The organism is Actinopolymorpha sp. NPDC004070 (genome assembly GCF_040610475.1).
Lineage (GTDB): Bacteria > Actinomycetota > Actinomycetes > Propionibacteriales > Actinopolymorphaceae > Actinopolymorpha.
Genome location: NZ_JBEXMJ010000006.1, coordinates 18,579 through 30,441 on the forward strand (window position 1 = coordinate 18,579; position 11,863 = coordinate 30,441).

Consider the following 11,863-nt stretch of genomic DNA (forward strand, 5'->3'; position numbering starts at 1 on the left):
AATCCACCCAGACAACAGTTACGTCCGTTTGCCCACCGTCGTACGTCCACAACTGGACGTGAACGCCGCCGGGGGGTCGGCCGGCCCGGGTCAGCCGCCTGTAGCCGCAGTGTGTGAGTCGACGCCGGCACGAGTCGGCCGCCTGTTGCCGTGACGTGTCGGGTGACGCCCGCTCAGGTCAGCCGCCGACAGCCCAGGTACGGGCCGCTGCCACCGGAAGCAGCCAGGTGACGGCGAGGACCAGAGCGCCGGTCGCCACCAGCGCGAACACCGCGACCCACACCATCGCCGGTATCCGGGTCAGCCGGGCCAGCTGGTCGACGTCGGAGTCGCGAGCCCGGCCGGTGGCACGCTTGCGCTGGAGTTCGGTGAGCGGGCGGAAGGCCGCCAGCAACAGGAACCACGTGAACGCACCGGCCACCAGGGCCTGCGCTCGTGCCGGGGCGTACCACGACACCACGAACAGGCCGAGGCCGGTCACCAGCACCGCGACCACGCCGTAGGCGTTGCGGATCGCCACCAGCATCACCGCCAGCAGCGCGACGCTGAGCCACAGCAGGGCGGTGATCCGGCCGCCGGCGAGCATGGCGGCGTACGCCAGCCCGAGCACCGACGGCGCGAGGTATCCCGCAGCGGCGGTGGCCACCATCCCGGGCCCGGTGGGACGGCCCTTGGACACCGTGACCCCGGAGGTGTCGGAGTGCAGCCGGATCCCCGCCAGCCGGCGGCCGACCAGCAGGGCCACCAGCGCGTGCCCGCCCTCGTGCACGATCGTGACCACCTGGCGCGTCACCCGCCACAGCCGGCGGACCCAGACCGCCACCAGAGCCGCCGCGGCACAGGCCAGCAGCGCGGCGTCGGACAGCCGCGGCTGGGTGCCCAGCACGTCCTGCCACACCTGACCGAGGTCGTCCGCAGCCGCCATGGCGCGACCGTAGCCCGCCGGGCTGAGCGGAGGCTGAGGAGGGCCGGGCAGCCCGCGCCCGCTCGACGGGCCGGGCCGCACGGCCGTCCGCCGGTCAGTCCTCGGGCACCTCGTGCCGCTCGTCGTGCAGCGGCTCGGCGTCCGCCGCCGCCCGCCGGGCCCGGATCGGCCGGTCGCTCGCGGTCAGGCACTTGCCCGACTTCAGGTCGAACTCGTACCCGTGCATGGAACAGCGCAGCGTGTCGCCCTCCACCTCGCCGAAGTACCCGAGGTCGGCCTGCCGGTGCGGGCAGGTGCGCTGCACCAGCCAGCTACCGAGCTGGATCTCCTCCAGCTCGTCCTCCTGGGTGGCGTGCCACTGCTCGGCGTAGGCCATGCGCTCGGGCGAGAGGCACTTGAAGAACGTGTAGACGAACTCGTTGTACGGGCCGACCCGGGCGGCGCTGAACCGCATGCTGAGGAACAGGCTGTTCACCCAGTCGATCTCGTGGTCGGCGATCAGGCGTTCGACCATCGGCTGGGCGAACCGGAAGCGGTACCGGCAGCGCTCGCCCGCCCACGGGCGTACCTCCCGCTCGACGAAGTCGACCACGATCTGGGTGTGGTCACCGATCTCCAGCAGCAGCATCGCGCCCACCCCGGCGCAGATGTGGTCGGCCATCGCCAGCAGCGGCTCGAACCACTCCTTGATCGCGGGCAGGAAGTCGATCCCCGGCGCCGGCCAGGAGGCCTTCTCCGCCCCGATCTGGGCGCGCCGGCGCTCGGCGTAGGCGCGGAGGTACTTCGCCTTCTCGTGGTAGGGCCGGAACGCGTCCTCCCCCGGGTGCACCACGTCGACCTTGCCGTCCGCGATCGTCGCCACGCTGCCCGGGACCATCAGCTTCGCGTTGTCGCGCCCCTGCGCGTGCATGTACTCCACGAAGGCCGGGTGGTCGGGGAACGGGTTGGCCGGTGAGTCGTCGAGATCGTTGTACGCCATCAGCTCGGGGTCCAGGAACGCCGCCGGGCCGGCGGAGGGTACGACGTACCTCGCGTCGACCTCCTCGACGTACCGGTAGGCCCGGGCGAGCCCGTTGGCGCGCTTGCTGGTGCCGAACGCGATCTTCGCCGCGTCGGACAGGTCGTACACCATCGGCCACCAGTTGGCGCCGGAGAACTGCAGGAAGTGCACGTCGTAGGGGCCGAACGCACGCAGCTGCTCGAGGTTGCCCGGCTTGGCGTCGTTCTGGTTGAGAATGCGCGCCGTGCCGTCGTCCAGCGCCAGCGCGGAGTCGCCGATCGGCCCGTCACTGGGCGAGGTGAGCGCCACGATCATCACCCGCAGGCCGCCGTCGAGCTCGACCGGCTGCCCGCTCGGGACCGTTACGAAGCGGGTGAAGCCGATCCCGCGCAGGGTGTCCTCGAGGTCGGGGGTGCGGTAGTCCGGAAGCAGCACCGTCGTGTCGTGGGAGACACCCTCGCGCAGGTGGTCGGGGTCGAAGTGGTCCCGGTGAAGGTGGGAAACGTAGAGGTAGTCGGGGTGCCGGAACGCGGCCCAGTCCAGCCCGGAGTTGTCCGGGAAAGGAAACCAGGAGGCGAAGTACGCGGGATTGACCCACGGGTCGCACAGAACTGTGCCCGCAACGGTCTCGACGTAGAAACCGGCGTGCCCGATCGAGGTGACCTTCATGAGAACTCCCCCGCTGGTCTCTCATGGATGAGGTGCTTCTCAGAAAGTACCGGCACCTCCGATCGACTACCGGCCATTAGTGACGATCACAAGTCGGCCACGTCCGGCCGACCCACGTTGATGAGAATTTCCTCATCAACGCGGGTCAGGGGGCGTTTCGGTCCGGCGAATTCCGTGCGGGCAAGTACGGCGGTCGGTGCGCGCAGGCGGCACTCAGGCCAGCGGGTCGCCCTCGCCGAAGGGCCGCAGCCGCAGCGTGCGCGCGTCGGTGCGGGCGAGGTCGCCGGCCGCCGCGAGGAGGTCGTCGACCTTGTCCGCACCCGCGCGCAGGTAGCGGCCGGACAGCGGGTCCAGCCGGCCCCTGGCCACCGCGACCACCAGGTCGGTGAACTCCTCGACCGGCGTCCAGTCGGTCCGGTCGTCGTGCATCGCCATGGAGCGGGTCATGTCGGTCACCACGACACCGGGCGCGAGGTCGAACGCGGTGATGCCGGCGTCGGCCCCGGCGGCCACGATCGAGCCGGTGAGCCGGAGCAGGCCGGTCTTGGCGACGCCGTACGCGGAGTAGATCGCGCTGTCGCGGACCGCGGCGCCGGTGGTGACGTTGACCACCCGGCCGTGGCCTGCCTCGACCATGCCGGGGAGTACGGCACGACAGAAGAGGTATGGGCCGTGCAGGTCGGTCTCCACCACCGACCACCACTCGTCGGGGTCGGACTCCCACACCGGCACCTCGGTGGACTCGATCCGGCCAGCGTTGTTGACCAGCAGGTCGACCGGCCCCAGCTCGGAGCTGACCCGCTCGACGGCGAGGGTGACGTGGGCCGGCCGGGTGACGTCCGCGGCGGCCACCGCGACCGCCGGGGCACCGGCGGCGAGGCACTCCTCGCGGACCTCCTCCAGCGGCTTCGCCGACCGCGAGGTCAGTCCGACGGCGAGCCCGGCCCGGGACAGCGCCAGCGCGACCTCCCGCCCGATCCCCCGGCTGGCGCCGGTGACCAGGGCGACCCGGCTCTCCGGTCGGGCGTTCCGGGCGTTCCCGGCGTCTCCGGCGTTGGCAGGTGCGTTGCCGGGCATCGCGGCCGATCCTTTCCGTCGTACGTGCTCGGGGTCGGCCGGTCGGGTCGCCCCGACCGAGGACCGATGGTCAGGCGCCGCGCTGCACCGCGCCGGTACGCCGGGCGGCCGAGTCGACGGCACCCTGCTTGGCGGCCCCGACCTCCGCCTCGGTCAAGGTGTGGTCGGGTGCGCGGAACCGCAGCGCGAACGCCAGCGACTTCGTGCCCGCCTCGATCTGCTCGCCGGTGTAGACGTCGAACAGCCGGACGGACTCCAGCAGCGGGCCCGCGCCCTCGCGCAGCGCGCCGGCGACCTCGGCGACCGGTACGGCGGCGTCGACCACCAGGGCGACGTCCTCCTTGGCCGGCGGGTAGGCGGAGATCCTCGGCGCGGTGACGGTAGCCCGCTCCCCCGGCAGCCGGTCGATCTCCAGCTCCATCGCGGCGGCCCGGGACGGCAGGCCGTACGCCTCGACGACCTTCGGGTGCAGCTCCCCGGCGTGCCCGACGAGCGTGTCGCCGACGTACAGCGCCGCGCAGCGGCCGGGGTGCCAGGGTGCGTGGTCGTCCGCGCGCACGGTCAGCTCGACGCCGGCGGCGAGGGCGACGGTGCGGGCGGCCTCGATCGCGTCGGCCCAGCCGGCCGGCCGGGCCGGGCCCCACCAGCCGGCCGGCGCACGGTCGCCGGTAAGGACGACCGCGACGCGCCGGGGCTGGTCGGGGAGTGCGGCGTTCAGGGCGGCGAGCTGTTCGTCGGCCGGGCGGTGGCCGACCGGCAGCCGGGGTGCCGGGGGTGTGTCCGGACGCGGGCGGAACACCGCGCCGAGCTCGAACAGCGCCAGGTCGGTCGTACCCCGTCCGACGTTGCGGCGGGCGATCGCCAGCAGCCCGGGGAGCAGAGTCGTCCGCAGCAGCGGCTCCTCCTCCGACAGCGGGTTGGCCAGCGCCAGCGCGCGGCGGCGCGCGTCGTCGGCGGGCAGCCGCAGCCGGTCGAAGTCGGCCTCGCCGACGAACGGGTACGCCAGCACCTCGACGTATCCCGGGCCCGCGAGCAGCCGGCCGATGGCCCGCCGCAGCCGCTGGTCGGCGGTGAGCCCCAGCCCGGGCGGTGCGACCGGGAGCACGCTCGGCACCGCGTCGTAGCCCTCGAGGCGGACGACCTCCTCGGCGAAGTCGTTCGGGTCGGTGAGGTCCGGTCGCCACGACGGCGGCGTCACGACGAGCTCGTCCCCGGCGACCTCGACCTCGCAGCCCACCTCGCGGAGCCGGCGGACGGTGGTCTCGACGGGGATGGCGTAGCCCGCGACCCGCGCGGAGTGGTCGGCCGGCAGCGTGACCCGCGGCGGGGCGGGCGGCGCGCCCAGCACGGTCGCGTCCTGCTCGACCTGCCCGCCGCCCACGGCGACCAGCAGCTCGGCGACCCGCTGCGCGGCGTACGCCTGCATCCCCGGCGCGACACCCCGCTCGAAGCGTTTGGACGCCTCGCTGGACAGCCGGTGCCGCCGGGACGTGCGGGCCACCGCGACCGCGTCGAAGTGGGCGGCCTCGATCACCACGTCGCGGGTGTCCCCGGACAGTTCGGTGGTCGCGCCGCCCATCACCCCGGCCAGGCCGATCGGCCCGGAGTCGTCGGTGATGAGGAGGTCCTCGGGGTCGAGTTCGCGGGTCGCGCCGTCCAGGGTCTGCAGCTTCTCCCCAGGCTCGGCCCGGCGGACCACGATCGGCCCGGCCAGCCGGGAGCGGTCGTAGCCGTGGATGGGCTGGCCGAGTTCGAGCATGACGTAGTTGGTGACGTCGACGGCCGCGGAGATCGGCCGCATGCCGGCCAGCTGCACCCGCCGGGCCAACCAGCGCGGGCTGGCCGCGGCGGCGTCGAAGCCGCGCACCGTGACCGCGGCGAACACCGAGCACCCGGCCGGGTCCTCGACCCGCACCGGGTACCCCGCGTCGGACGCCCGCACGGACAGGTCGGTGCGCACCGGGTCGGAGAAGCCCACCCCGAACGCGGTCGCCGCCTCCCGGGCCACGCCGCGGATCGACATGGTGTAGCCGCGGTCGGGGGTGACGGCGATGTCGAGCACGTCGTCGCGCAGGTGCAGGATCGGCGCGGCGTCGTCGCCGGGAGCGCCCTCGGCCGGGTCGAGCACCATGATGCCGGCGTGGTCGTCGCCGACACCAAGCTCGCTGGCCGAGCAGATCATGCCGTCGGAGACGTGGCCGTAGGTCTTCCGCGCGGTGATGGTGAAGTCGCCCGGCAGCGTGGCGCCCGGAAGCGCCACCACCACCAGGTCGCCGACGGCGAAGTTGCGTGCGCCGCAGACGATGCCGCGCGGCTCGCCCTCGCCGACGTCCACATGGCACCAGCGGATCGTCTTGCCGTTCTTCTGCGCCTCCTCGGCGAACTCCAGCACCCGGCCCACCGTCAACGGGCCCTTGACGTCGGCGCCGACCGGCTCGACCGCCTCGACCTCCAGGCCCACCCGGATCAGCGCGTCGGCGACCTCCCGGGCCGTGACGCCGGCCGGCAGGTCGACGTGCTCGCGCAGCCACGACATCGGGACCCGCATCAGATCTCCCCTCCGAACGGACGGGTGAACCGGACGTCACCCTCCACCATGTCGCGCATGTCCTCGATGCCGTTGCGGAACATCATCGTCCGCTCGATGCCCATGCCGAACGCGAAACCGGAGTAGCGCTCGGCGTCCACGCCGCAGGCGGTGAGCACCCGCGGGTTGACGATGCCGCAGCCGCCCCACTCGATCCAGCCCTCGCTGGCGCAGGTGCGGCAGGGACGGTCCGGGTTGCCGACCGACTCGCCCCGGCACACGAAGCACTGCAGGTCGAGCTCGGCACTCGGCTCGGTGAACGGGAAGTAGTACGGGCGCAGCCGGGTGGAAAGGCCCGGCCCGAACATCGCCTCGGCGAAGTGGTCCAGCGTGCCCTTCAGGTGCGCCATCGTGATGCCCTCGTCGACGACCAGGCCCTCGACCTGGTGGAAGACCGGGGTGTGCGTCGCGTCCAGCTCGTCGGTGCGGTAGACCCGGCCCGGCGCCACGACGTAGATGGGCGGCTTGCGGGTGAGCATCGTGCGGGCCTGCGCCGGCGAGGTGTGCGTACGCAGCACCAGCCCGGCCTCGGGCGGGTCGACGAAGAACGTGTCCATCGTGGTGCGCGCCGGGTGGTCCGGCGGGATGTTCAGCGCGTCGAAGTTGAGCCACTCCGCCTCGACCTCGGGCCCCTCGACGACCTCCCAGCCCATCGCCACGAACACGTCGGCGACGAACTCCTGGGTGGTGGTCAGCGGGTGCCGGGCGCCGCGCGGCTCGACGTCCCAGGGAAGGGTGACGTCGACGGCCTCCTCGACCAGGATCCGCGCCTCGCGCTCCTCCTCGAGGACGGCCTGGCGGGCCGACAACGCCTCGTTGACAGCCCGGCGGGCGGCGCCGACCCGCATGCCGGCGTCCTTGCGGGCCTGCGGTGGCAGGGCACCGATCTCCCGGTTGGCCAGCGCGAGCGGGCTGCGGTCGCCGGCGTGGGCGAGCCGGGCGGCGCGCAGGGCGTCCAGGTCGGTGGCGGCTTCGATCGCGGCGACCGCCTCGGCCCGCATCCGCTCCACCTCGTCGGCGTGCAGCGGCGTGACCTCGACCGGGTCGTAGTTGGTGTTCGGGCCCGACATCTTCCGCGGAGTTCCCCTCATCCAGTCGTACGCCGAGGTGGGGTACGACCGGCAACCAGGCCGTACGCCCGGAAAGTTTATGTACCGCTCTCGTCTTCGCCGGAACGGCAGCCGCCCGGTGCCCGCTGTGCCTGGGCGGAGGCGTACAGGCAGACGGCGGCGGCGGTGGCGAGGTTGAGGCTCTCGGCCCGGCCGTAGACCGGCACCCGGACCACCGCGTCGGCCAGCGCCCGGGTCGCCGGGGGCAGACCCCACGCCTCGTTGCCGAAGATCCAGGCAGTCGGCCCGGACAGCAGTCCGCGCTCACCGGCCTCGGTGAGGTCGAGCTCGCCGGCGCCGTCGGCCGCGAGCACCGTGACGCCGGCCTCGCGCAGCCCGTCCACGCCGCTCGGAGCGGGCACGCCCACGGCGACCGGCAGGTGGAACAGGCTGCCCGCCGAGGCGCGTACGCACTTGGGGTTGTAGACGTCGACCGAAGCGTCGGACAGGACCACCGCGTCGGCACCGGCGGCGTCCGCGCAGCGCAGGACCGTGCCCGCGTTGCCGGGGTCGCGGACCTGCGCCAGCATCGCGACCAGCTTCGGCCGGGCGGCCAGCACCTCGGCGTACGGCACGTCGACGAACCGGCAGACCGCCAGCACACCCTGCGGGGTGACCGTCTGCGCGAGCGAGTCGAACACCTCACCGGAGACCAGCCGGACCGGCACCTCGCCGGCCACGGCCGCGGCCACCACGTCGGGGTTGCGCTCGGCCGCCGGTGAGGTGGCGAACAGCTCCTGGACCACACCGGGCAGCGCCAGCGCCTCCGTCACCGCCTGCGGTCCCTCCGCCAGGAACTGGCGGCCGCGGGCCCGGAAGGCACGCTTGACCAGGCGCCGAGCCGCCGTCACCCGGCTGGAGCGGGTGTCGGTGAGCTCGGGGCCTGTCAGGCGGGTGGAGAGCGACACGTTCGGTGTGGGGTGGGCTGTGCTGACGGGATCGGCCCGGCGGTCGGTGGACGGCCGCCTCGCCGTCGTCAGGCCGCGGCCTCGGTCTCGGCCGGCAGCGCCTTCCGGGCCACCTCGACCAGCGCCGTGAACGCGGGGGCGTCGGTGACGGCCAGGTCGGCGAGGACCTTGCGGTCGACCTCGACGCCGGCGGCCTTCAGGCCCTGGATCAGGCGGTTGTAGGTGATGCCGTTCTGGCGGGCCGCGGCGTTGATCCGGGTGATCCACAGCCGGCGGAAGTCACCCTTGCGGGCGCGGCGGTCGCGGTAGGAGTAGACCAGCGAGTGGGTGACCTGCTCCTTCGCCTTGCGGTAGAGGCGCGATCGCTGGCCGCGGTACCCCTTGGCCTTCTCGAGGACCTCGCGACGCTTCTTGTGGGCGTTGACCGCCCGCTTCACGCGTGCCACTGGCGAACTCCTTGCTCAGACTGCCCCGCTCCGGACGACCGGGCGGGGGAAAACTTCATCGGGACCTGGGACGGGTCCGCGTACGGACCGTGGTGGTGCGGTGGGACCGGGTGAGCCTGACTCGGAACGGTCGGCTCAGAGCCCGAGCAGCCGCTTGACCTTCTTGGCGTCGGCCGGGGCGACCTCGCTCGGAGCGGCCAGACGACGGGCACGCTTGGAGTTCTTCTTCTCCATGATGTGACCCCGGTTGGCCTTCTTGTGGATGAGCTTCCCGGACCCGGTGACGCGGAAGCGCTTCTTGGCCCCGCTGTGGGTCTTCATCTTCGGCATAGTCGTCCCTTGGTTCGACGGTGCAGGGGCGCCTCGTGCACACCTGACAGCTGTCCTGGTGCTGCCCCGCGACGGGTCAGCACCGGTTCACACGCGCGGCTCCGCAGTCTGTCATGCGGTGCCGCGCGTCACTCACGGCAGACCGACCGCCCCGGACGGTTGCCCGCCCGGCGCGCCCGAACTGTCCGATGCGCCCGGGTCAGCCCTCGCTGCCGGGAGCCTGGCTGGCGGCAGCGGCGTGCTGGGTGCGTTCGGCCCGCTCGGCTTCCCGATCGGCCTCCCGCTCGGCGGCGCGTTTGGCCTTGTCGGCCTCGACGTCGGCGCGAGCCTCGGACTTTCGCTTGTGGGGAGTCACCACCATGATCATGTTGCGGCCGTCCTGGCGGGGCTGGGACTCCACGAACCCGAGGTCCGCGATGTCCTCCGCCAACCGCTGCAGCAGCCGGAACCCGAGCTCGGGACGCGACTGCTCCCGGCCACGGAACATGATGGTGATCTTGACCTTGTCTCCTTGCCGGAGGAACCGGACGACGTGACCCTTCTTGGTGTCGTAGTCGTGCGGGTCGATCTTCGGCCGGAGCTTCATTTCCTTGATGACCGTCTGGGCCTGGTTGCGTCGCGACTCCCGGGCCTTCTGCGCGGTCTCGTACTTGAACTTCCCAAAATCCATCAGCTTGCAGACCGGCGGCCGGGCTGTCGGTGCGACCTCGACGAGATCGAGGTCGGCTTCCTGAGCCAGCCGCAGCGCATCCTCGATGCGCACGATGCCGACCTGCTCGCCGTTCGGCCCTACGAGCCGGACCTCGGGAACCCGGATCCGCTCGTTGATGCGAAGCTCTGTGGCGATGGGACCCTCCTGTGGTGTGGTGCGACTTCTTCGTCAGGCACCGCCGGATGCGGGGCATCCACGGTGGCCGCGGACGCGAAAAAGGCTCCCGCGCCTACCACTCGCGGAAGCCATCGATCCGGTGCGCGACCTCACCCGCCGGGTGTGTCGCGCTGGACGCCGAGGAAGATCCGGAGATCGGTGCCTTCGGCGGCCGGCCGGAACCCGACGACCTGACGATCGATGCGGGTGGGAGATGGACCTCCGCTTGTGACCCGGCCTGATGGGAGACCCACCTACCGGATCGGCCACCGGCAACCCTACCAGGCGCGGGGACGAGCCGCCTACCGCCCGGTCCGGGCCGGGTGGTGAGCCGGCGAGGGCAGGGCGTACCGCCGGAGGAACTCCCACCCGATCGTGGCCGCGTCCAGCCGGCACCGCCCGCCCACCGGCCACACGTGGGCGCAGGGGTGGGAACGGATCTCCACCACCGAGCCGGGAGCGCGGGCCGCGATCGTGCGAGGAAGGTCCGAAACGGGCGGAAACGTCGCGTGCAGCCAGTCGATCCGGCCGCCGTCGTACGGGACCACCTCGTCGGAGGTCCCGTGGATCTCCAGGTAACGGATGGGTGCGCCGCCGCGGCACCGGCCGACCAGCGCACCGGCCACGCCGACACCCGCGGCGAACAGGTGCGGGCGTTCGCACAGCGTGTGCAGCGTCATCATCGCGCCGTTGGAGAAGCCCATGAGGTAGATGCGCCGGGGATCGATCCCCGGCACCCGGTGGCGGACGTCGGCCACCACGTCGGTGAGGTACTCCACGTCCTTCGCGTGGTGGGCGTTGCTCCAGCCGCAGCAGCCGTCGGCGTCCCAGGAACGCCTGGCGCCGACGCCGTACGCCACCACGTAGCCGCGTCGGGCGGCCCGCGTCTGGAACTGCCCGATGTGCTCCATCCGTTGCCAGGTGCCGCCGAAGGAGTGGAGGACGAGCAGCAGCGGGCGGCGCGCGCCCCAGGGAGCCGGTGCCGGTGTGGGCAGGACGTACGTGCGGCCGTCGGCGAGGCGGACCTGACGGGGCAGCGCGCCCGGGTGCCGGGTACCGGGCGGCCCGGAGGTGGCCGGCGACGCAGGAGTCGCGCCGGGGGTGGGCGTGCCCACCCTGGCCTCGGCGGTCCGGTCGCGGCCGTGTCCACCGAGGCTCGCACAGCCTCCGAGAGCGGTCGCCAGCGCGAGGACGCAGGACACGAGTGCGGCCAGGCGAACGCGTCGGCGACTCGGCATGGCGCGACCTTAACGGCTTCGGCCGTACGACGCGGCCGTACAGACGCGGGCGCGTTGCCGTAGGACGTGGGCGTACGGCAACGGGCGCACCCGAAAGCCCTACGCTGCTCGCGTGCCGTCCTCCTCTCCCCCGCTGCGGCCCGCACTGGCGCGGCCGGACACCTTCGCCGCACGGGTGCTCGCCGCGCCGCCGCGGCTGGGACCGGTCCGTCTGGTGTGCGTCGACGGCCCGGCGTGTTCGGGCAAGACCACGCTGGCCGCCAGGCTGGCGAAGGCCCTGGGCGACGTGCCGACCGTGCACATGGACGACCTGTACGAGGGCTGGGACGGCCTGCCCACGGTGGCCGGCCGGTTGCGTACCTGGCTGCTGGAACCACTGGGTGCGGGACGGCCCGGACGCTACCGCCGCTTCGACTGGCCGCGCGGTGAGTACGCCGAATGGCACGAGGTGCCGGTACGTCCCGCGCTGGTGGTCGAGGGCGTCGGGTCGGCGAGCCGGGTGGTGGAGGGCCTGGCCACCTCGAAGCTGTGGGTGGAGGCGCCCGAGGATGTGCGCCGCGCCCGGGCGGCCGCCCGCGACGGCGGGGCGTTCGAGCCGTACTGGGACGCGTGGGCGAAGGCCGAGCGGGACCACTTCGCCGCGGAGGACACCCGGCGCCGTGCCGACCTTCGCGTCGACGGCGTGTCCGGCGCCTACGGCTGAGTG

The 11,863-nt window shown here is 73.0% G+C and carries 11 protein-coding genes; 1 reads left to right on the forward strand and 10 read right to left on the reverse strand.

Going from position 1 to position 11,863, the window contains the following annotated elements:
- Nucleotides 1-178: 178 nt before the first annotated feature.
- From ABZV93_RS12615 to ABZV93_RS12660, 10 genes are all read right to left on the reverse strand, one after another.
- Nucleotides 179-925, reverse strand: coding sequence for a M50 family metallopeptidase (locus ABZV93_RS12615; RefSeq protein ID WP_354934030.1), 747 nt, complete (start codon nt 923-925; stop codon nt 179-181).
- Between the two features lie 94 nt (nt 926-1,019).
- Nucleotides 1,020-2,594, reverse strand: a complete 1,575-nt coding sequence (locus ABZV93_RS12620; RefSeq protein ID WP_354934032.1) for a Rieske 2Fe-2S domain-containing protein — start codon at nt 2,592-2,594, stop codon at nt 1,020-1,022.
- A 213-nt stretch (nt 2,595-2,807) separates the two neighbouring features.
- Nucleotides 2,808-3,671, reverse strand: a complete 864-nt coding sequence (locus ABZV93_RS12625) for an SDR family oxidoreductase (protein WP_354934035.1) — start codon at nt 3,669-3,671, stop codon at nt 2,808-2,810.
- Between the two features lie 70 nt (nt 3,672-3,741).
- The gene (gene pheT / locus ABZV93_RS12630) at nt 3,742-6,219 is read right to left on the reverse strand and encodes a phenylalanine--tRNA ligase subunit beta (RefSeq protein WP_354934037.1); all 2,478 of its coding nucleotides are present in this window, start codon (nt 6,217-6,219) and stop codon (nt 3,742-3,744) included.
- Nucleotides 6,219-7,328, reverse strand: coding sequence for a phenylalanine--tRNA ligase subunit alpha (pheS, locus tag ABZV93_RS12635; protein ID WP_354934040.1), 1,110 nt, complete (start codon nt 7,326-7,328; stop codon nt 6,219-6,221). Before pheS ends, pheT begins: the two co-directional genes overlap by 1 nt.
- 77 nt (nt 7,329-7,405) lie before the next feature.
- The gene (locus ABZV93_RS12640; protein WP_354934042.1) at nt 7,406-8,275 is read right to left on the reverse strand and encodes an RNA methyltransferase; all 870 of its coding nucleotides are present in this window, start codon (nt 8,273-8,275) and stop codon (nt 7,406-7,408) included.
- 68 nt (nt 8,276-8,343) lie between these two features.
- Nucleotides 8,344-8,721 carry a 50S ribosomal protein L20 gene (gene rplT, locus ABZV93_RS12645; RefSeq protein ID WP_354934045.1) on the reverse strand — a complete coding sequence of 126 codons (378 nt, stop codon included), beginning with the start codon at nt 8,719-8,721 and terminating at the stop codon, nt 8,344-8,346.
- A gap of 135 nt (nt 8,722-8,856) precedes the next feature.
- Complete coding sequence (gene rpmI, locus ABZV93_RS12650; RefSeq protein ID WP_354934048.1) at nt 8,857-9,051, reverse strand: 50S ribosomal protein L35; 195 nt, start codon at nt 9,049-9,051, stop codon at nt 8,857-8,859.
- A gap of 199 nt (nt 9,052-9,250) precedes the next feature.
- Complete coding sequence (gene infC / locus ABZV93_RS12655; RefSeq protein WP_354934819.1) at nt 9,251-9,898, reverse strand: translation initiation factor IF-3; 648 nt, start codon at nt 9,896-9,898, stop codon at nt 9,251-9,253.
- 323 nt (nt 9,899-10,221) lie between these two features.
- Entirely contained in the window at nt 10,222-11,157 is a 936-nt protein-coding gene (locus tag ABZV93_RS12660; protein WP_354934051.1) for a PHB depolymerase family esterase, read from the reverse strand.
- Between the two features lie 112 nt (nt 11,158-11,269).
- Between ABZV93_RS12660 and ABZV93_RS12665 the strand changes: the two genes are divergently transcribed.
- Complete coding sequence (locus tag ABZV93_RS12665; protein WP_354934054.1) at nt 11,270-11,860, forward strand: uridine kinase; 591 nt, start codon at nt 11,270-11,272, stop codon at nt 11,858-11,860.
- Nucleotides 11,861-11,863: the final 3 nt, after the last annotated feature.

Excerpts from the sequence above, each read along its gene's own strand:
- ABZV93_RS12615 (WP_354934030.1), bottom strand. The coding sequence starts at position 925 with ATGGCGGCTGCGGACGACCTCGGTCAGGTGTGGCAGGACGTGCTGGGC.
- ABZV93_RS12620 (WP_354934032.1), bottom strand. The coding sequence starts at position 2,594 with ATGAAGGTCACCTCGATCGGGCACGCCGGTTTCTACGTCGAGACCGTT.
- ABZV93_RS12625 (WP_354934035.1), bottom strand. The coding sequence starts at position 3,671 with ATGCCCGGCAACGCACCTGCCAACGCCGGAGACGCCGGGAACGCCCGG.
- pheT (WP_354934037.1), bottom strand. The coding sequence starts at position 6,219 with ATGCGGGTCCCGATGTCGTGGCTGCGCGAGCACGTCGACCTGCCGGCC.
- pheS (WP_354934040.1), bottom strand. The coding sequence starts at position 7,328 with ATGTCGGGCCCGAACACCAACTACGACCCGGTCGAGGTCACGCCGCTG.
- rpmI (WP_354934048.1), bottom strand. The coding sequence starts at position 9,051 with ATGCCGAAGATGAAGACCCACAGCGGGGCCAAGAAGCGCTTCCGCGTC.
- ABZV93_RS12660 (WP_354934051.1), bottom strand. The coding sequence starts at position 11,157 with ATGCCGAGTCGCCGACGCGTTCGCCTGGCCGCACTCGTGTCCTGCGTC.